Origin of the sequence: Bifidobacterium saguini DSM 23967 (genome assembly GCF_000741715.1) — a bacterium.
Taxonomy (GTDB): domain Bacteria; phylum Actinomycetota; class Actinomycetes; order Actinomycetales; family Bifidobacteriaceae; genus Bifidobacterium; species Bifidobacterium saguini.
Window position 1 is genome coordinate 145526 of sequence record NZ_JGZN01000005.1, and the last position, 20665, is coordinate 166190.

Here is a 20665-nt window from a genome sequence, read left to right on the forward strand (position 1 = left end):
GTCTCACGTTTTAAGCCGACACGCCAGAGGTAAAGTAACGTACCCGTACCATTTGAAGGGGATAATCAGCGGCACATAAGCCGATATATGATTTCGGAGGCAATATGTCCTTACGTGACGATCAACTGGCGACGCTCAAGGCCGCTGGCAAGGACTTCGATTATTACAACATCGCCAATCTTGACGGTATCGATCACCTACCTTATTCGTTGAAGGTACTCGTAGAGAATCTGGTACGTAACATTGACGGCGCTAACATCACCGATGAGCATGTCAAGACCTTGCTGAACTGGGATCCGGCAGCCCAGCCGAGCCATGAGATTCAGTTCACCCCGTCACGAGTCATCATGCAGGACTTCACCGGCGTGCCCTGCATTGTGGATTTGGCCACTATGCGTGATGCGGTGAAGGACCTTGGCGGCGATCCTGAGGTCATCAACCCACAGGTGCAATCCGACATGGTCATCGATCACTCCGTGCAAATCGACAAGTACGGCATCGCTGACGCTGTGCAGCAGAACATGGACATTGAATATCAGCGCAATGGCGAACGCTACCAGTTCCTGCGTTGGGGCCAGCAGGCGTTTAAGAACTTCCGTGTGGTGCCGCCGGGAACCGGCATCATCCACCAGGTCAACATCGAATACCTGGCCAAAGTGGTGATGAGCAAGGACTCCGGTCTGCATGATGGCCGCCAGCTCGCCTACCTTGATTCCTGCGTGGGCACCGACTCCCACACCACCACCGAAAACGGTCTCGGCGTACTCGGCTGGGGCGTTGGCGGCATCGAAGCCGAAGCCGCCATGCTTGGCCAGCCGATTTCCATGCTTGTACCTCGCGTGGTCGGTTTCAAGCTCACCGGTTCCATCCCGGAAGGTGTTACCGCCACCGACGTGGTGCTGACCATCACTGATATGCTGCGCAAGCATGGCGTGGTCGGCAAGTTCGTGGAATTCTACGGCGAAGGCATCGCCTCCGTGCCGCTCGCCAACCGCGCCACCATCGGCAACATGGGCCCTGAATTCGGCTCCACTTGTGGTATCTTCCCCATTGACCAGGTCACTCTTGATTACCTGAAGCTCACCGGTCGCTCCGATGAGCAGGTTGCTTTGGTCGAAGCCTACGCCAAGGCCAACAAGCTGTGGGGCGACGCATCCGATCCGAATTACGTGGAACCGCAGTACTCCGAATACGAGGAACTTGACCTTTCCACCGTCAAGCCATCCATCGCCGGTCCGAAGCGCCCGCAAGACCGCATCCTGCTCTCCGAATCCAAGAGCATGTTCGAAAAGACCCTGCCGGCTTACGAAACCGAAAAAACAGTCAAGGAGCCGGTTGCCGTCTCCACCGACTTCCGTGGTGACTTCGACCTGACCAACGGTGATGTGGCCATCGCCTCCATCACCTCCTGCACCAACACTTCCAACCCGTCCGTGATGATCGCCGCCGGTCTGATCGCCCGCAACGCGCACGCGCTGGGTCTGAAGCCGAAGCCGTGGGTCAAGACCTCGCTGGCTCCGGGCTCCCAAGTGGTGGCCGACTACTTGAAGGCTGCTGGCCTGCAGGATGATCTCGATGCCTTGGGCTACCAGCTCGTCGGTTTCGGCTGCGCAACCTGCATCGGCAACTCCGGCCCGTTGCTGCCTGAGATTTCCAAGGCCATCAACGAGAACGACTTGACCGTCACCGCCGTGCTTTCCGGCAACCGTAACTTCGAAGGTCGCATCAGCCCGGACGTCAAGATGAACTATCTGGCCTCCCCGCCGCTCGTCATCGCCTACGCACTCGCCGGCACGATGGACTTCGACTTCGCCACTCAGCCACTCGGCAAAGACAAGGACGGTAACGATGTCTATTTGAAGGACATCTGGCCCACCAACGCAGAAGTCGCAGCCGTGGTGGATGGCACGGTCAGCCGTGAAATGTTCCTGAAGGATTACGCCTCCGTGTTTGACGGTGACCACCGTTGGAAGGGGTTGGACGTGCCGGAAGGTGAACTCTTCCAGTGGGATGAGAACTCCACCTACGTGCGCAAGCAGACCTTCTTCGACGGCATGAAGGCCCAGCCGGATCCGGTCAAGGATATTCATGGTGCCCGTGTGCTCGCTCTGCTCGGCGACTCCGTGACCACTGACCACATTTCTCCGGCAGGCGCATTCAAGGCTTCCAGCCCGGCTGGCAAATACCTGACTGAGCATGGCGTGGCACCGAAGAACTTCAACTCTTATGGTTCACGCCGCGGCAACCACGAGGTTATGGTGCGTGGCACGTTCGGCAACATCCGTCTGCGTAATCAGCTGCTCGCCTCCGTGGGCGAAGAGGTTACGCCCGGCGGTTTCACCTATGATTTCACCACCGGCAAGCCGTCTACGATCTTCGATGCCTCGCTCAACTACAAGGCTGCAGGCACGCCGTTGGTGGTGCTCGCCGGCAAGGAATACGGCACTGGGTCCTCCCGCGACTGGGCGGCCAAAGGCACGCTGATGCTTGGCGTCAAAGCGTGATTACCGAAAGCTTCGAGCGTATCCACCGCTCCAACCTGATTGGCATGGGTGTGCTGCCGCTGCAATTCCCTGAAGGCGAATCCTATGAGACGCTGGGATTGAACGGCACGGAAACCTATGACATTAATGGAGTGGAGGAGCTCAACTCCGGCAGCACGCCGAAGACCGTGCACGTCACCGCCACGCACGCGGACGGCTCCAGGACCGAATTCGACGCTGTGGTGCGTATCGATACGCCTGGTGAGGCGGACTATTACCGCAATGGCGGCATTCTCCAGTATGTGTTGCGCAACCTCATGAAGTAACGCTTTATAGGGACTCGTTCTCTACCAACGCTGCATGAGAAGAACGTTGAGGCTGATGCCATATAAGGTATCGGCCTCAACGTTTTATATTGAATCTATCTCAGGCTTGAGATGGGATTATGCCCTCATACAGGTAGAAGGACATGCTTTCCTCATGGATTCGGGAGGCCGGCAGAGTGATGGCTGCAATCTGCTGCAAGCCGGTGTGCTCGTAGAAGCCCACGTTACAAGTGGTATCGGTATACAGGAAGTACTTACTCAGCCCGGATGCGCGGAAATCAGCAATCAGCTTACGGAACATACGCTTGCCAAGGCCCAGACCGCGTGCTTCAGGGGCGAGCACGAACAACACCACTTCAGCCGCATAGTCATGCCCGGATTTGTGGGCCTTATGAGTCAGTTGGCGATCAATGGCAAGAATGCCAACGATTTCGTGAATAGCTTTGATACCTTCTTTGATTGGTACCAAACGCATCAAGCCTTTAAGGTAATTACGCTTGTGACGGTTCCATGCGCCGCGTTCATCATGTGCGTCGATACGGCCGAGGATCAATGCTACTGGTTTGCCATTTTGCAGTGCAGTGTAAGCGTCGGTAGTGCGTGCCAGACAGTTTTCCCAATCGGCTTCTGCTGCAATCAATCCGGTGCGCTCATCGAACTCGGCGTACCAGGTGCGGCGCACCAAATCAATCAATGCAGGGTAATCATCACGGTGCAAAGGGCGTATAGTCACAATTTCACTCATGCAATCCATTATGCCTTACGTATCGTGACTTCCTTAGACCTCACAATCGAGCCGGCAGGTCAGCCCGTTCCACCAATCGCGCCATCTGTACACGGCCCATATTGAGCTTGTCTGCAGCGGAAGAAAGATGTGCCTTGGCGGTACGTTCCGAAATGAACATGCGAGCGGCTATTTCGGCATTGGTGTAGCCTTCCGCAGCCAGCAGCACAGCTTCGCGCTCGCGCTCGGGCAGCGTATTGAGCAGGTCTCGCGCCTCATCTCGACGAGCATGCGGCTGGGACGAACTCAAATCATCGATGAGCTGTTTCTGACTGGCAGTATTGAATTGTGGGGCTCCTCCGCATACCGCGATAATGCGTTGAATAATCTCATCCGGCGCATCCGTTTTTGAAATGAATCCTTCCGCACCTGCCTCCACCGCACGCTCTACCGTGCCGGACGGGCTCAACGATGTCAGAATCAGCACATGCGGGGCGGGGGAGAGGCTACGCAACTGACGAGTCGCTTCGATGCCATCCATGCCGGGCATGGCAATATCCATCAACACCACATCCGGATGCTCCTCGCGTGCCCGATCCACACAGGAAGAGCCATCATATGATGTAGAAACAACGGTGATGCGCCCTTGTGAATAGTCATTGAGAATCAAGCTCATGGCTTGGCAAATCATAGGATCATCATCAATGACGCTCACACGAATGGTAGGGGAGTCGGTGCCGTTGTTCTTCTCACTCACGTTAGCCATCTTAGCTGCGCCACGGAAGCAGCACATCAACATGGAATAACCGTCGATCATCCACGCCATAACGGCACTGCCCGCCTGCGGACTGCACCCGTGCCACCAAACCGGATAGACCTGCGCCGGTTCGAGAATCGGGCACATCGTTGGTCAAAGGATTGCTGATATGAATATGCACACCTGATTGTTCAGATACGGCAATCTCCAAAGAAACCGGAGCTCCGGGCGCGTGCCTACGTGCATTGGTAAGTCCTTCCTGAACGGCTCGGTAGGCGATTTTGCTCATGGACTCATCCAGCTCGCTCAGCTGTTGAATATCAATCCAAGTGCTTAATGAAGTACCGGAATTACGCACATCCGCGATAAGTGCGTCCAAGGATTCACGAGTCAGGGAGGTGCTGTCGGAAGGGCCCAGTTGCTCCCATGCCTGTTGCGGATTACGAAGCATATCAATGATCGAATGGGCTTCGTCCAAAGCTCCAGCCGATTGGCGGCGGATATCATCGGCCTTATCAGCCAAGGCTTGCGCTTCAGGTGAGTCGCCGAGCTTGGATGCTTCCGCTTTGAGCGCGCTGGCATTCAGCGCAAGGAGCGATAGGGAATGCGCAAGCGTGTCATGCGCCTCTGCCGCGATGGCATCAGCCAATTGCTGATTATTGAGATCGGTTTGCAAATTTTCCGCATGGCTTGTCGCAGCATTCGCTAGGGCATTTGCCGTGCGGAGACGAGCCCGTGAACGAATATGCAAGCCAAGCAATGTGGCGATGGCTGAAGCTACCAATGCGGTGATGGTTGCGGTAATGATGATGGTCGGTTCTTCAACGAGCATCACTATCGGTTTGCCTGAATCACCGCCCGTGTATGGTTTGGCGAAGATAAGATGCCAGAGCGAACCTTCGGCGGGCTGAGTGGCATCTCGTAATTGCGACCATAGCGTAACGACCGTGCCCACAATTACAGCTCGAATGCTGGTGTTGCGCTGAGAACGCCGTGCCAGAAGAGCGGTCATCGCCATCAAGGCAAGCATGGAATCAAATGGGAATACCGCCACCATGATGCAGGCAATCCAGAATGTAGGTTCAGGGTATTCGCTGCGAGCTAACAGAAGAAAACCGGCAGGCAGCGAAATCAGTACACAGATGATGGCGAAAACGTAGCCTGGGGTATCTTCAGCATAATTCTGCGCGAAAAAGGCCGTTTGCATAAGACACATCAGACTTGCAATCGGAATCATGACAACGGAACACCATACGCGAGTGCGCACTGGTACATCATCACTGTGCTGTGACGGCACGGTTGAGCCTGAGCTCAGAGGCATGCGAGAGATGTTCGTCGAGTTTGTCATGACCTCCACTCTATGGCGTGGTTCATTGCCTTGCCACTGGACATGCGGGCATAGCAAACGTTGCCGAACCGCCCGAACGGGCAATAAGAAATGTCCATTGGTTCACTGACGGCCACTGTCAAATCCCAGTAGCGTCGAAATAGTCAAAACAATGTTTCCATTCGGTTCTGACCGATTCGAGCGAAGAGAAAGAAGTTAGGAAATGACCAACAATAATGTCGCGCCTCAGCAACCAGTGCAACCAACTCCGCAACAGCCCATTCAGCCGCCTGCCCAGCATAGTAAAAACAAGAAATCGATATGGAAACGATGGTGGTTCTGGCTCATTATCGTACTTGTAGTATTTGCCATTGCCGGCCAAGGAGCGGCAAAGAACAATAGCTCTGCAGGGAATGCGCAGTCTTCGACTACTTCACAGCAAAGCTCGGCTAATGCCGATAATCCAGATGAGAATACGCGGAATCAGCAAAAGGAATCAGAGAAATCTGATGTGCCCGCAGATTACAAATCAGCTTTACGCCAAGCTGATACCTACGCCAATACGATGCATATGTCAAAAGCAGGGGTATACGACCAGCTGACAAGTGAATACGGAGGCAAATTCTCAGCTGAAGCAGCGCAGTATGCAGTGGATAACGTGAAAACAGATTGGAATGCAAATGCGCTGGCAAAGGCGAAGACGTATCAGGAAACTATGGCCATGTCTCCCGAAGCGATTCGTGATCAATTAACGAGCCAGGCCGGTGAGAAATTCACGACGGAAGAAGCCAACTATGCAATTGAGCATCTTAATGATTGATTAAATCGGTGAACTGACGGCGGGTAGACGGTCGACATACGACTGTCTACCCGCCATTTTCGCTGTTGGCCGAGCATATTCATGGAACGTTCAGGTTATCTCCTCTAGTATTGGTTGTGGAACGCAACAAAGGAGCGATTATGACATTCGGTCAGCAGCCCCAGAACAACGGGCAATATAACCCGCAATACAATACTCCGGACTATAACGCAGCCCAGCAGGGTGGCTACGGTCAGCAGTACATGCAGAACGGATACAATCAGCAGAACTATGGCCAGCAGTACACGCAGCAGCCATACGGCCAGAACCAGAACTTCCAGTACGCACAGCCGCAGGGCGCCGGTGCGGGAACCGCAGCCATCAACACGACGATGACCTACAACTATGAGCAGGCGCAGCGCGTCTCCGTGACCCGCGCCTACGGCGAAATGACCATCGGCCTGATCGTCACCGCAGTGGTGGCCGTACTCGGCCAGGCCACTGGCGCCTACTACAGTTTCCTGATGGCCACTGGCATGATCGGCCTGATTGGTCTGTGCGTGGTTCAGGTGGCGCTCGCCGTGATTCTCGGCGCTCGCGTGATGAAGATGAGCACCACGTCTGCCCGCGTCATGTTCTACGTGTACGCAGCATTGATGGGCTTCACGTTGAGCTCCATCTTCATGGTCTATGATCTTGGCTCAATCGGTATGGCGCTCGGCATTACCGCTGCCTTCTTCTTCGCTCTCACCATGTTTGGCATGACTACCAAGTTCAACATGCTCAAGGCTGGCCCGATTCTGATGGTCGGTTTGATTGTGCTGATCATCTCGCAAGTGGTGCTGATGTTCATGCAGGTCGACGGCATGACCCAGATCGTGTGCGCCATCGGTTTGATTCTGTTCGCCGGTATGACCATCTATGATGCTCAGTCCACGCGAGCACTGTTCTCAGCCTATGAAGCACAGGGCCCGGAGATGATTAAGAAGGTTTCCATCCTGTGCGCGCTGAACCTGTACTTGGACTTCGTGAACATGTTCCTGTACATTCTGCAACTGTTTGGTAATAGGGACTAGACCTCAACTTTCGAGCGATAGTTGATAAGCCCGACCACATTGTGGCCGGGCTTTTTCATGCTTGACATAAGCGCGCATTAGGCTGGCTGACCGTGAAGAGACAAGAAATCATGGGCATGCTGGCCTTGCTGCTGACTGCATTGATTTGGGGATTTGCGTTCGTGGCGCAGGTACAGGGCATGGATTCCATGTCTCCGCTATTCTTCAACGCATGCCGATTCACGCTTGGCGCATTATCCTTGGTGCCTATTCTCATCTGGCAGCGTGGTGGGAAAGACCGTGACGAACGGCAGGGGAGTGATGTTGCGGAAGATGTCGCTGCACAATCCTCTGCGGATGTATCGGACTTGGTTCATGACCATCAGGGGCCGATGTCGTTCTGGCAGTCACTGGTTGCGAATCCTGTGTTTGTTTCCGTATTGTGCGGCACCATATTGTTCACCGCCAGCACTCTGCAGCAGTATGGCATCCTCTATGGCAAATCAGCTGGTCGCGCTGGATTCCTGACTGCTCTTTATATTGTGATGGTGCCGTTGCTGGCATTTGTGTTCCTACGTCGACGTATCGGCTTGCCGGTATTTGTCGCGGTGGCAATGTCCGTCGTCGGCTTCTACTTGCTCTGCATCACCGATGGTTTCGGCTCCATTGGGCTCGCGGATATCCTGTTGGTATTCACCGCGGCACTGTTTGCCGCACACATTTTGGTGATTGATGAATTGGGAGCGAAAGTCGATGCGATTGTGCTGTCGTTCGGCCAGTTCTGCACAACTGCCGTATTGAGCTGGGCCGGTTCGCTGATGGAAGGTTCAGTGGATTGGACTGGGGCCGCGCATTCTTGGATGCCGATAGTGTACGCCGGCATCGGTTCGGTGGGTATTGCGTACACGTTGCAAGTGGTGGGACAGCAGTGGGTGCCGCCCACCCGAGCCAGCCTGCTGATGAGTTTGGAATCGTTCTTCTCCGCAGTCGGTGGCGCGATATTCCTTGGCGAAGTCATGACGCCACGCGGATACCTTGGTTGCACACTGATCTTCCTGGGAACCTTGCTCGCGCAAGCTCCAGCCAAACTGCCAAAATTCTTGCGCAAGGACTAGATTGGCTCCCTCATTGAGGAAGCCAATCGGTTAAAAATCAGTCTGTGGTTTTCGGCGCCTCGCCAACTTGAGGAGCACCGTTGATATCGCGGTGGATGTTCTGCATCTGCACTTCGATGTTCTGCAAGCTGCGCGAACAATCCAGCAGCGTCTGTGAATGTTCGCTGAGCTTCGCGTCCGGCAGATCGGTTTTATACCTGAGCGCATGCTCGAGTGAGGCCCAGTAATCCATAGCAATGGTGCGGAACTGCACTTCGACCGGAGTGTAATGCGCGCCGGAAGACAGGAACACCGGCACTGCGTAGATTACATGCAGTGAACGGTAGCCGTTCTGCTTCGGATTCTTGATGTAATCCTTCACACGCAGTACCTGAATATCCGACTGGGAAGACAGATAATTCGACACGGAATACACGTCATCGCGATAATTGCAGATCACACGGATGCCAGCCACGTCGAAGAGGTTGTCTTTGATGGAATTCACACTGATGGGCAGACCTTTACGCTCGAGCTTGCCGATGATGGAATTCAACGATTTCAAGCGTCGCTCCATGTGATGAATCGGGTCGTGACTGAATCGCACCTGGAACTCATCGTCGAGAATTTCCAGTTTGGTGCTGATCTCATACATCGCACCCTCATACACCTGCATCTGATCGATGAATTCGGTGATCTCATCAGCGTTGAAGTTGCCTTCCGGCAGATCGATCATCTTCAGACGGGCTTTGAGATCGGCGGTATTGAGTCGGTTATGTCGGTCAAGTATCACGCCAATTAATATACCCGGCTTGTTTCCTCGAAACTGAGTGAAGACGGGGAATCTTCTAAAATGCTTCATCGTTTCGGTGTTTGCCGGTAGCTTTACCGGTGCAGCGCGCCCCATGACGAACCCGGCAGTTAGAATCTAGAACTTATGAATGAAGACATGATGACCGAGGCGGAGCGTGCCTCGATTGAAGCCAGCGGGGCTGAAACCGCAGCAGGGGAGCGAGGCAAAGGCGTATTCCATATTCATACGCTGGGATGCCAGATGAATGTGCACGATTCCGAACGCATCGCCGGCGTATTGAAGGCAGATGGTTATGTGCCGGCCACGCAGGAGCAGATTGACTCCCATGATTTCGATGTGATTGTGCTCAACACCTGCGCTGTGCGTGAAAACGCTGCCGAACGCATGTATGGCACGATTGGCTTGTTCAACCGTATTAAGATGCAGCGTCCGAACCTGCAGATTGCGGTAGGCGGCTGCATGGCCCAGCTTGACCGCGAACGTATTGCCAAGAAGAAGCCGTGGGTTGCCGCCGTGTTCGGCACCAAGAACATCGAGGATCTGCCGAAGCTGCTCGACCAGAATCGCGCTACCGACAAGCCGCAGGTGAGAGTCACCGACCGGCTGCAGGAATTCCCGAGTCAGTTGCCGGCTGCTCGCGCATCTCGTGTGAGCTCGTGGGTGGCGATTTCCGTGGGCTGCAACAATACTTGCACGTTCTGCATTGTGCCTACCACGCGAGGCAAGGAAAAGGATCGCAGGCCGGGTGATGTGCTGGCGGAGATTCGCAAGTGCGTGGCTGATGGAGCCAAGGAGGTGACGCTGCTCGGCCAGAACGTGAACTCCTATGGTTACGGTATTGGCGACCGATACGCGTTCAGCAAGCTGCTGCGCGCTTGTGGTGAGATTGAGGGATTGGAACGTGTGCGATTCACGTCACCGCATCCGGCAGCGTTCACCGATGATGTGATTGCTGCAATGGCTGAGACGCCGAACATCATGCATCAGTTGCATTTCCCGCTGCAATCCGGTTCCGACCGTATTCTGCGTGCCATGCGCCGCTCCTATCGTTCCGCCAAATTCCTGGATATTCTGGGGCGTATTCGCGAGGCTATGCCGGATGCGCAAATATCCACCGATATTATCGTTGGCTTCCCTGGTGAGACGGAAGAGGACTTCCAAGCTACGTTGGATGTGGTGCGCAAGGCGCGATTCTCCACCGCATTCATGTTCATCTACTCGCCGCGCCCCGGCACTCCGGCCGCTTCGATGGAGCAGATTCCGCGTGATGTGGTGCAGGAGCGTTTCGACCGACTGGTGGCTCTCCAGGAAGAGATCACGCAGGAGAACATGGAAAGCTTCGTGGGCCGTGACGTTGAGGTGATGATTACCGGCAAACTCGGTAAGAAGGATTCCGATACACATCGCGTGTCTGGCCGTGAGAAGACCGGCGTACTGGTGCATATCGGTGTGCCGGAAGGCCAGCCGGTGCCAGAAGTCGGTGACTTCGTTACCGTGACCGTAACGCACGCCGGTCGACATAACCTGCTCGCCGACCCGAACATCGCAGCCGGCCAAACCTATTCCATCCGTCACTAGTTCGTACTCCGGCTCCTCTCTGATGATAAGTCGAGTCATGATCCTTGGCTCCCTCTGATGAGGGAGCTGTCAGCGAAGCTGACCGAGGGAGAGAAGAAAAGCAATGTCAACAACCGATAAGATAACAACACCACGCGTTGTCTCCATCGTCGGTCCAACCGCATCCGGAAAAACCGGTCTCGGTATCGCTATAGCCAAGCGGCTCGCAGAACAGGGCGAGCAGGCTGAAATCGTAAACGCTGATGCTTACCAGATGTATCGCGGCATGGATATCGGCACCGCGAAGCCGACTGCCGAGGAACAGGCTGCTGTTCCTCATCATTTGATTGACATCATTGACCCGGAAGAATCGATGAGCGTGGCCCGCTTCCAGGAACTGGCCCGTGAAACGATCGCCGATTTGCAGTCTCGCGGCATCCGCCCGATTTTGGTAGGCGGCTCAGGCCTGTATGCTCGTGCAGCCATCGACGATATTTCCTTCCCCGGCACAGACCCTGATATTCGCAAGAAATATGAGGAGCGAGGGAAGGTTGAAGGTGCGGGCGCACTCTTCGAAGAGCTTAAGGCCAAGGATCCTGAAGCCGCTGCCCGTATGGACCCGCATAACCCTCGCCGTACCATTCGCGCATTGGAAGTTATTGAGCTTACCGGTCGCCCGTATTCGGCCAGCCTGCCGCGTTATCAGTATGTGATTCCCTCGGTGCAGATCGGTTTGGATTTAAGTCGTGAGGATTTGGATCATCGTATTGATGTGCGCACCAAGCAAATGATGACCAATGGTTTCGTCGAAGAGGTAGAGCATCTACGCTCGCGTCTTGGCGCCACAGCCGTGCGCGCACTCGGATACCAGCAAATCATTGACTTGCTGGACGGTATTTGGGATGAATACGATGCATTCGCCGATATCGCGCAGAAAACCAAGCGTCTTGCCCGCAAACAGATGGGCTGGTTTGGCCGTGACCCGCGCATCCATTGGCTGCAAGCGTTGAATCCGAAACTGGTGGACAATGCGATGGCCATCATCGCACACGCGGACGCCGGCGACTACGATCCCATTGACGCTCAAGCCGACGCGTACGTTCAACATCACCTCGGCGACATCGTCGCATAATCAGTGTGCAGGACCCTGATCCCAGCCGGCAATTAGGAACACGCGCGTCGGATTAGCCGGGCGTAGCATAGATTCGAACATACGCTCGAACGCGGCAATATCCCCGCGATACGCCGTATGCTTGGCCGTACGATACGCTTCGCGCGTCACCAAACCCCAATCCAAATCCCAGCCGGCATCATGCGCGAGGCGAGAACCGAACATACGCAGCACCATCGCATTGCCGCCACGGAACGGATGCAGATAGCCGAGCTCATCATAAATCGTGGCGAATTTGTGGATGAACACATCCCTATCCAGTACATGCAGATTACGATTCTCCGCCAACTCCATCGCAATGTTATGCGCGCCGGTTTCAATCAAACCTGCAGGGAAGAATGCCTCAGGATTATTTGCGCGCGCACGGTCATTAGTCACCTCGCGCGTGGTGTTGGACGTGCGCAGTTTGCCGGCATCATCAAACACGCCTTCAAATAAGCCCCGGTGAATGGCCACTAATTCATCCAAATCACCAGAGGGATTCCAACGGCGTTCAGCCAACAATACCGTGCGCGCAAATACTGCGTCCGCACGGTTTGCAGCATGATCATCCAAGGAACCATCCGAAAGCCGGTTTTCACCAGTCGGACCTACTGCGTTGATACGCATAGTGGTTTGCTCATCGGCCACGTCGATGAGATGGCTCACATCCTGGGTGCCCTGCTCGTAAGCTGCCGCGGCTCGCATCGTTGCCTCGCCCGGCGTCATGGCTTCCAGTGCGCAGTTCTTGAGTGCAAATGCGACTGCGCTCGCACGCTCTGCGGGTGTCATGCAACCCATGATAAGCCATGAATCGTGTCTGGAGTGGTCATGAGACCCCATACATGTAGAATCAAACGCGATATGGCACGTACAGCATCTTCAAACAGCAATAGATCACGCAAGTCCAAAAGCGGCGATGATGGATCCACGCATGATGGCGAGACCAAAATCCAGCCGGAAATCGATCTTGAACCTGAGCCGCTATGGCAAAAGGTTCTGCTTGCTATTCCGCGCGCATTCGGTTCTGGTGTGCGCGCTGTTACTGGCGTCGGCGAATATGACCCTGCGTATAGACGTGACGGTCTGTGCTTCCTGCTGCTGATACTTGCAATTCTGTTTTGCGCATCCGAATGGTTCCGTGTGAATGGGCCATTCGGGCAACTCCTGCATGCACTGGCCTCTGGTGTGCTTGGCATAATGAGCGTTGTACTGCCTGTGTTGCTTGCCGCCGTAGCCTTCCGGTTGATGCGCAACTCTGGCCGTGGCTCCAGCAATCCGCGTGTCATCACTGGTTGGGTGCTGCTGATGTGGTCGATTTGCTCAATCATCGATGTGGCGGTTGCCTCCAGTCACACCACGTTCGATATCACTGTGCTGCAATCGGCTGGCGGATTGTTTGGATTCTTCTTGGGCTCTCCGCTGGCTTGGGGACTTTCTGCTGCCTTTGCCATTGTGGTGTTCGTGGTGTTCGGCCTGTTTGCCTTGATGATGATTACCGGCACGCACGTCACGGATTTGCCTGAGGATGCACGCAAACTAATGGCATTCATTCAGCGCAAACCTTATGTACCTAAGGGCGAGGAATCAGACGATACCGGCAGCCAGAGCGGTCAGTTCCCCAATGAGGTTCGGCTGGGAGACGCCACGCTTGCATTTGCTGACGGCGTGCCCGCTCACGACGGCTCGGATGACGAGATCGACGATGAGGGGGAGCGTAGCGGCAAACTCAGCTGGCTCTCTCGTTTGTTCGGGCACAAGCCCAAGGATGAGGACGATAAGACACTTGATCGATATGCTGCTGACGATCCGTTCGACCGTGCGGCAAGCCAGCATGGTGCTACTGCGGAGACGCCGGTAGTGGATTCCATCACAGGCGAGATTCTCGATGACGGCAATGCGCATGGCATGGGCGGGCGCACGATTACTTCGTCTTCTTATGATGGTCGCCCGCATGTGGCGGGGAATGCTCCGTTCTCCGATGATGCGGCCGATGCTGCCACTGCGGCTTTGGGCGGGGGAGCTGCAGCGTTTGGTACTGCGGCCGATGCCGCAGCACCGCGTGTTATTTCTGGTGGTGCGACTGTGGCTATGCCTTCGGATTCCGGACCGGACGGTACCACGGTGATGCCTTCGGGCAATGCCGCGAACGATCCGTGGGCACCGAGTGCTGCTGCCGCTGCTGGAGCAGCTGCCGGGACAGCGGCTGCAGGTGGAAACGCCACTGCACCATACGCTGGTGCTGATGCGGATGGCAGCGGCGTAGGCCAGTCCGGTGCAGTTGCTGATGGCAACGCGCCCGCTGATGGTGACGATGAGATGAACCGCCCATATCAGCTGCCCGATTTGAATCTGTTGACCAAGGGGCAGCCGCATGCGATGCGTACCCCGGCCAATGATCGTGTGATTCGCGCCTTGACCTCCACGTTTGAACAGTTCAATGTGGATGCCAAGGTGGTGGGCTTCCTGCGTGGACCTTCCGTGACCCAATATGAGGTGGAGCTCGGTCCGGGCGTCAAGGTGGAGAAAGTCACCAACCTGCAGCGTAATATCGCGTATGCGGTGGCCAGCTCCGATGTGCGCATCCTTTCTCCTATCCCAGGCAAGTCCGCTATCGGTATCGAAATTCCGAACGAGGATCGTGAAATCGTGCACTTGGGTGACGTGCTGCGTTCCGACAAGGCCGTGAATGATCCGAACCCGATGCTTTCCGGTATTGGCAAGGATGTGGAAGGCCATTTCGTCACTGCCGATCTGACCAAGATGCCGCATTTGCTGGTGGCTGGTGCCACCGGTTCCGGTAAGTCCAGTTTCATCAATTCGATGCTGACCTCCATCATCATGCGTGCCACACCTGAGCAGGTGCGCTTGATTATGGTCGACCCGAAGCGCGTGGAACTTTCCGCCTATGCCGGCATTCCACACCTGTTGACGCCCATCATCACCGATCCGAAGAAGGCTGCACAAGCCTTGGAATGGGTGGTCAAGGAGATGGACGCCCGCTACTCTGATCTGGAATACTTCGGATTCCGCCACGTCAAGGACTTCAATGAAGCCGTACGCGCCGGCAAGGTACATGCGCCGCTTGGTTCCAAGCGCAAGGTGGCCCCATACCCGTACATCCTTGTAGTGGTGGACGAGATGGCTGATTTGATGATGGTCGCCAAGAATGATGTGGAAAGCTCCATTCAGCGCATCACCCAGCTTGCGCGAGCCGCAGGTGTGCATCTGGTGCTCGCCACACAGCGCCCGTCCGTGGATGTGGTGACTGGTTTGATCAAGGCCAACATTCCTTCCCGACTGGCGTTCGCTACGTCTTCCGCCACCGATTCCCGAGTAATTTTGGATACGGTTGGTGCGGAAACCCTGATTGGACAGGGCGATGCTCTGTTCCTGCCAATGGGCTCCGCAAAACCGATTCGTGTGCAAGGCTCGTGGGTTTCTGAATCCGAGATTCGCAAGGCCGTGGAATTCGTGCGTACGCAGCGCAAGCCGAAGTACCGAGAAGACATCGAGGAAATGGCCAAGGAAGCCGAGAAGAAGGGTGGCGCCGAGATAGACGAGGAAATCGGCGACGATATGGATGTGTTGCTGCAGGCCGCCGAGCTCGTAGTCACCTCGCAGTTCGGTTCCACCTCCATGCTGCAACGTAAGCTCCGCGTCGGCTTCGCCAAGGCCGGCCGACTCATGGACTTGCTGGAATCCCGCGGCGTGGTAGGGCCATCCGAAGGCTCGAAGGCCCGCGAAGTGCTCGTACAGCCTCAGGACCTGCCGCAGGTGCTCGCATTCATTCGCGGCGAAACCAGCTCACTCACTCCATCCGCTCCTACCCAAGGTGAACTTGGCGGGGAGTAGTCAAATCCCAGAGAATATTCAGCTGGTAGTCACTCAAGGTATAAGTGTAGGGGTAACGTGAACAGTATGAGTAGTGAATCAACGGATAAGCAGACTGAGGCACAAGCCAAGGCCAAAGCATCGATCTTTGATGGTTGGAATGCGCCGCCGAACCTGGTTACATATTCGCGTATCGTGCTGGTGGTTATCTTCCTTGTGCTGGATGTTATGGCCGGCGAATGGGGAGCGGACAACACCACGTTGCGTTGGGTTGCCGCGGTGCTGTTCATCATCGCCGCATCCACCGATAAGATCGATGGATGGATGGCCCGCAAATACAATCAGGTCACTGAAATGGGCAAGCTCATGGACCCGATTGCGGACAAGCTCCTGACCTGTGGCGCCATGATCGTCTGCTCTGTATTCGGCGAGCTCGGCTGGTGGGTCACCATCCTGTTCCTGATTCGCGAGATTGGCATCACCGTGATGCGCTTCTTCGTGATGGAACGTCCGGGCGGCAAGGTCATTGCTGCTGCATGGCCCGGCAAGCTCAAGACCGTATTTCAGTGTGTGGGCCTTTCCATGCTGCTGTTGCCGATCTGGACGTTTGAGACAGGCGCTAGCACTCCGCTGTGGCTCACCGCCTATTACTTCCTGACCTACACCATCATTTACGTGGCGTTGGTTCTGTGCTTGTATTCCGGTGGTGTGTACCTGTATAACACGTTCGTGGCACCGAAAAAGGCTGAACAGTAAAGCGGTACCCAGCTTTGGCTGAGGTAAACGAATATGAGATGGGATGCGGCAGGGCTGCATCCCATTTTCATAGCAAGATATTGCATAGAGGCAAGTCGCTCAAGTACGTTGTTTGAGATGAATTGCCGGAAAAAATTGCTTGAGAAGGGTTAGGGCAATGTGCAAGGCGAATACTACGAATTTGGATTTAAATCAACTGCGCCAAGCTTGCGATGATGCGGCCGCGCGGATTTTGAAGATTTGCGAGGCTTCCAACGTAAAAATCGCCTGCGCAGAATCGCTGACCGGTGGTTTGCTCGCAGATGCTTTCGTGCGTATTCCCGGTGCTTCGAACGTGTTCCTTGGGTCTGCGGTCACGTATGACATCAAAGCCAAAGCATCGGTGCTGGGCGTTGATCGTGACCTGTTGGAGCGCGAGGGCGCCGTGCACCCCGAAGTTGCGCGGCAGATGGCGGTGGCAACAGCGCGGCTGTATGGTCAGCCGGAGTATGGCGGGTTGGTCATCGGCCTTTCTACCACGGGCGTGGCAGGCCCTGGGCCAGATGGCGATAAGCCAGCGGGATTGGTGTATATCGGGTTCTGTATTCCAGCCGGGCTGTGGGTTGAGTCCACAACGGGAGCGGCCGGTGCGGAGCCGCGAATCGAAGCCGTGGAATTGCGACTATCTGGCACTCGCGAAAAGGTCCGCGAACAGACGGTATTTAACGTATTGCAACACCTCAGTACGCTGCTATCGTAACCACCTCAGCCAAAGTTGAGTCTATTCACAGCAACTTTTCAGGAATAAAAACAGGGGTAAGCGGTGTTGAACCTTATGGAAACACTGAACAGGCCTGGAAGGGGGCTAAGGCGATGGAAACGATGACGCGAGCAGATGAACAGATGGATGTTGCCGTCAAGAACCCGATGAAAGTGCAGCCGGGAGTTGCCCGTATGCGTGAATTGACGCCGGCCCAGCGCCGCGCGGTGATGTTTGCGCAGCAGCAGGTGCTTAAGGCTCAGGCTGCGAAGAAAGCCAAGGACGAGCGTACAGCGGCTCGTATGCGCATGTGGCAGGAGGAAGAGGCCGGTACCAAGGCGCATGCTGCCGTAAAGAGTGTGGCAGCCGAATCCGAGACCCATGATGTGTCTTTGCGTGAGGCCATTGGTCATGTGTTGCGCGAACTGCGCACCCGTGATCGTCGTACGTTGCGTGAGGTGTCCGAGAAGGCCGGGGTGTCTTTGGGGTATCTTTCCGAAGTCGAGCGTGGTCAAAAGGAAGCTAGCTCGGAATTGCTGAGCTCGATTGCTGATTCTCTCGGCGTAAGCACTGCACAGATGCTGCGCATGGTGGCCGATTATCTGGACTCAGTCAATGAGTAAATGATGACAGGTGCCTATATGGCGATGGCTGTCGTAGTGAATGGGCTTGTGATGTTGCTGCGCATCACAAGCCCATTCTTTTTATGGGGTGGAATTGCGGGGCTTTGCGGACTGCTGATAATCATGGCAAGAGGCTTGGCTGCGAGCTGCGCGTAGCCAAGTGTTGCAGGGTGGTGGCACACTGGCGGGTATGCGCGAACGTGAATTTTGGGAACTCCTTGAAGAAGTGTTTGGCCGTAGTTATGGACGGTCGCTTGCCAGAGACCAGCGAATGCCGAAATTGGCGAACATGACCGTGCTGGAAGCTCTGGATGCCGGTGAAGAGCCTCGCGTGGTCTGGAATGTGCTGTGCGATCAAATGGAGGTGCCGGATTCCAAGCGTTGGGGCCGTGACCATAATGCTCCGCCTCTGCCGGCGGCCTGAAATGCTAGGCGACGCGCCCGAACATAGTTGTGACAGCAGGGTTTTCGGCTATTCAAATCACCAGTTCGAACAAATGTTCGTGTATTGGTCTATAGTTATCCACAGTGAGATAAATGCGTAGCCGTATGCACAATCTGCCCGCGACTGGTGCAAAGGCTTATGGCAGTAGTGCTGAGCTGCTTTTGCATGAAAGATGCAAGAAGCTCGGACCACATAGGTCGTTTGCGCTTGCCGTATGCTGATGCTTTTGCGTACGGTGGAGAGCAATCGACCGCACAGGACTTCAATAAGGAGAAGATCATGGCACAGGAGACCAAGTCGGCGCAGAAACCGTCAGGTACTGCCGAACACGAGCTTGATCCCAAGCGCAAGGCGGCGCTTGATGCCGCATTGGCTCAGGTTGAAAAGAGCTTCGGCAAAGGCTCGGCAATGAGGCTGGGGGATAGACCGGAACAGAATGTTGAGGTGATTTCCACCGGCTCATTGGCACTTGATATGGCTCTCGGCATTGGTGGATTGCCTAAGGGTCGTATTGTGGAGATTTATGGTCCTGAGTCTTCAGGTAAAACCACGCTTGCGCTGCATGTGGTGGCCAATGCGCAGAAGAAGGGCGGTGTCGCTGCATACATCGATGCTGAGCATGCGCTTGATCCCGCATATGCGCGAAAGCTGGGTGTTGATACGGATTCGTTGATTGTTTCTCAGCCGGACAATGGCGAACAGGCTCTGGAAATCGCTGATATGCTGATTCGTTCCGGTGCCTTGGATGTGATTGTCATTGATTCGGTGGCGGCTTTGGTGCCGAAGGCTGAGATTGATGGCGATATGGGAGATAGTCACGTCGGTCTTCAGGCGCGACTGATGAGCCAGGCGTTGCGTAAGATGACCGGTGCGCTATCGCAAGCCGGCACCACCGCCATTTTCATCAACCAGCTGCGCGAAAAGATTGGCGTATTTTTCGGTAACCCGGAAACCACTACGGGTGGTAAGGCGTTGAAGTTCTATGCGTCTGTGCGTATGGACATTCGCCGTATCCAAACCATCAAGAATGGTGATGAGGCGGTCGGTAATCGTACGCGCGTCAAGGTGGTAAAGAACAAGATGGCGCCGCCTTTCAAGTCCGCCGAATTCGACATGCTTTATGGCGAGGGCATCTCGCGTGAAGGCTCGGTTATCGACATGGCACAGCAGGTCGGTGTGGTCAAGAAGTCCGGCTCTTGGTTCACCTATGAGGGTGATCAGCTCGGCCAAGGTCGCGAGAAGGTTCGTCAGTTCCTGAAAGACAATCCGGCAATTACCGAAGAGATCGAGAACAAGGTCAAGGCTCAGTTTGGTCTAATCGCGCCGTCCGATCAGTTTGCAGAAGATGAAGAAGCTGCAGCGGCTGCGGCGGCCAGTGAGGCGGCTGCGGCGGATGCGGCTAAAGATAGCAAGGCTGCCGCTGCCAAGTCCGCTGCTCGGGCGCCTAAAACCGCATCCGATAAGGCGTCGGCGGCTAAGGCCTGAAGGTGATTAGTGCTGAAGCGTTCCTGCAGCGCAACCCGGTTGCGCTGCAGGATATTGGTGAGCCGGAGCCGGAAAACGTTTCTTCTCTAAACGCGGTTGAGGGTATATCTCCTCGAGATCGCAGCGTATCCAATAATGCTGGGCATGAGTCTGAGGCGTTGTCTGACGCAACGCACCTGCGGAAGATATCTTCGTGGAGCTCGCGGTCTGCTCAGGCTGCAGGCGTCGAAGATTCCGGCGACGTGGATGCATGCCGTGAAGCGGCGCTGCGATTGCTGGATGCGGCACCACGCTCGTCCGGCGCATTACGTGACCGTTTGTTGGGCAAAGGATACGCTGAAGATGTGGTCGAAGGCGTGATTGATCGCCTGATTGCCGTACATCTGATTAATGACCTCGACTATGCAGAGTCGGTGGTTCGTGTATGTGCAAATCGTATGATGGGCCGTCGTGGCACCATGATGGAACTTGCCCGCAAAGGTGTCGACCGCAAACTAGCTGAGCAGGTGTGCGGAGAAGCCGAACAAAACGGCATCTTTGAGGAAGCCGCGTGGGAGTTGGGTCGCCGCGTGGCACGCAAGACAGAAGGCTTGGAACGCCAGGTGCGTCAGCGCCGGTTCTGGTCGGCGGGTGGGCGCAAGGGCCACAATCCGGCAACCTTGCGTGAAGTCGCAGCAGAGCTACTGGGATAAATAGTGCC

Annotated in this window: 17 protein-coding genes and 1 pseudogene; 13 read left to right on the forward strand and 5 right to left on the reverse strand. The window is 55.4% G+C overall.

Going from position 1 to position 20665, the window contains the following annotated elements; translation table 11 throughout:
• Window positions 1–104: 104 nt before the first annotated feature.
• Window positions 105–2809 (forward strand): annotated as a pseudogene (acnA, locus tag BISA_RS11860) (aconitate hydratase AcnA).
• Between the two features lie 100 nt (window positions 2810–2909).
• Here the strand turns inward: acnA and BISA_RS02810 are convergent.
• From BISA_RS02810 to BISA_RS02820, 3 genes are read right to left on the reverse strand one after another with little or no spacing between them, the layout of a single operon-like run.
• The gene (locus BISA_RS02810; protein WP_033890178.1) at window positions 2910–3554 is read right to left on the reverse strand and encodes a GNAT family N-acetyltransferase; all 645 of its coding nucleotides are present in this window, start codon (window positions 3552–3554) and stop codon (window positions 2910–2912) included.
• Between the two features lie 40 nt (window positions 3555–3594).
• Window positions 3595–4299 carry a response regulator transcription factor gene (locus tag BISA_RS02815; RefSeq protein WP_033890090.1) on the reverse strand — a complete coding sequence of 235 codons (705 nt, stop codon included), beginning with the start codon at window positions 4297–4299 and terminating at the stop codon, window positions 3595–3597.
• A gap of 1 nt (window position 4300) precedes the next feature.
• Window positions 4301–5527, reverse strand: coding sequence for a sensor histidine kinase (locus BISA_RS02820; RefSeq protein WP_033890091.1), 1227 nt, complete (start codon window positions 5525–5527; stop codon window positions 4301–4303).
• A gap of 313 nt (window positions 5528–5840) precedes the next feature.
• On the opposite strand from BISA_RS02820, the gene BISA_RS02825 reads away from it, so the two are divergent.
• The 3 genes from BISA_RS02825 to BISA_RS02835 all read left to right on the forward strand — a co-directional run bounded on the left by BISA_RS02825 (window position 5841) and on the right by BISA_RS02835 (window position 8586).
• Window positions 5841–6437: an Ltp family lipoprotein gene (locus BISA_RS02825; RefSeq protein ID WP_081889981.1), complete on the forward strand. Its 597-nt coding sequence runs from the start codon at window positions 5841–5843 to the stop codon at window positions 6435–6437.
• A 140-nt stretch (window positions 6438–6577) separates the two neighbouring features.
• Window positions 6578–7492, forward strand: coding sequence for a Bax inhibitor-1/YccA family protein (locus BISA_RS02830; RefSeq protein WP_033890092.1), 915 nt, complete (start codon window positions 6578–6580; stop codon window positions 7490–7492).
• Between the two features lie 116 nt (window positions 7493–7608).
• Entirely contained in the window at window positions 7609–8586 is a 978-nt protein-coding gene (locus tag BISA_RS02835; protein ID WP_033890180.1) for a DMT family transporter, read from the forward strand.
• 37 nt (window positions 8587–8623) lie between these two features.
• Here the strand turns inward: BISA_RS02835 and BISA_RS02840 are convergent, their stop codons facing one another.
• Window positions 8624–9424, reverse strand: a complete 801-nt coding sequence (locus BISA_RS02840) for a GTP pyrophosphokinase (RefSeq protein WP_152597214.1) — start codon at window positions 9422–9424, stop codon at window positions 8624–8626.
• 75 nt (window positions 9425–9499) lie between these two features.
• On the opposite strand from BISA_RS02840, the gene miaB reads away from it, so the two are divergent.
• Together miaB and miaA are read left to right on the forward strand one after the other, a co-directional pair.
• Window positions 9500–10954 carry a tRNA (N6-isopentenyl adenosine(37)-C2)-methylthiotransferase MiaB gene (miaB, locus tag BISA_RS02845; protein WP_033890094.1) on the forward strand — a complete coding sequence of 485 codons (1455 nt, stop codon included), beginning with the start codon at window positions 9500–9502 and terminating at the stop codon, window positions 10952–10954.
• A 103-nt stretch (window positions 10955–11057) separates the two neighbouring features.
• The gene (gene miaA, locus BISA_RS02850) at window positions 11058–12065 is read left to right on the forward strand and encodes a tRNA (adenosine(37)-N6)-dimethylallyltransferase MiaA (protein ID WP_033890095.1); all 1008 of its coding nucleotides are present in this window, start codon (window positions 11058–11060) and stop codon (window positions 12063–12065) included.
• On the opposite strand, the gene BISA_RS02855 is transcribed toward miaA, so the two are convergent.
• Complete coding sequence (locus tag BISA_RS02855; protein WP_237746082.1) at window positions 12066–12812, reverse strand: Fic/DOC family protein; 747 nt, start codon at window positions 12810–12812, stop codon at window positions 12066–12068. It abuts the gene before it with no gap.
• A gap of 135 nt (window positions 12813–12947) precedes the next feature.
• On the opposite strand from BISA_RS02855, the gene BISA_RS02860 reads away from it, so the two are divergent.
• The 7 genes from BISA_RS02860 to BISA_RS02890 all read left to right on the forward strand — a co-directional run bounded on the left by BISA_RS02860 (window position 12948) and on the right by BISA_RS02890 (window position 20657).
• The gene (locus BISA_RS02860; RefSeq protein ID WP_033890096.1) at window positions 12948–15938 is read left to right on the forward strand and encodes an FtsK/SpoIIIE family DNA translocase; all 2991 of its coding nucleotides are present in this window, start codon (window positions 12948–12950) and stop codon (window positions 15936–15938) included.
• A gap of 66 nt (window positions 15939–16004) precedes the next feature.
• Window positions 16005–16673, forward strand: coding sequence for a CDP-diacylglycerol--glycerol-3-phosphate 3-phosphatidyltransferase (gene pgsA / locus BISA_RS02865; protein WP_033890097.1), 669 nt, complete (start codon window positions 16005–16007; stop codon window positions 16671–16673).
• 157 nt (window positions 16674–16830) lie between these two features.
• Window positions 16831–17412, forward strand: coding sequence for a CinA family protein (locus BISA_RS02870; protein ID WP_051917305.1), 582 nt, complete (start codon window positions 16831–16833; stop codon window positions 17410–17412).
• A gap of 113 nt (window positions 17413–17525) precedes the next feature.
• Window positions 17526–18035 carry a helix-turn-helix domain-containing protein gene (locus BISA_RS02875; protein WP_033890098.1) on the forward strand — a complete coding sequence of 170 codons (510 nt, stop codon included), beginning with the start codon at window positions 17526–17528 and terminating at the stop codon, window positions 18033–18035.
• 190 nt (window positions 18036–18225) lie between these two features.
• Window positions 18226–18459, forward strand: coding sequence for a DUF3046 domain-containing protein (locus BISA_RS02880; protein ID WP_033890184.1), 234 nt, complete (start codon window positions 18226–18228; stop codon window positions 18457–18459).
• Between the two features lie 300 nt (window positions 18460–18759).
• Window positions 18760–19965, forward strand: a complete 1206-nt coding sequence (gene recA, locus BISA_RS02885) for a recombinase RecA (RefSeq protein ID WP_033890099.1) — start codon at window positions 18760–18762, stop codon at window positions 19963–19965.
• Window positions 19966–19967: 2 nt separating this feature from the next.
• Window positions 19968–20657: a regulatory protein RecX gene (locus tag BISA_RS02890; protein WP_237746073.1), complete on the forward strand. Its 690-nt coding sequence runs from the start codon at window positions 19968–19970 to the stop codon at window positions 20655–20657.
• Window positions 20658–20665: the final 8 nt, after the last annotated feature.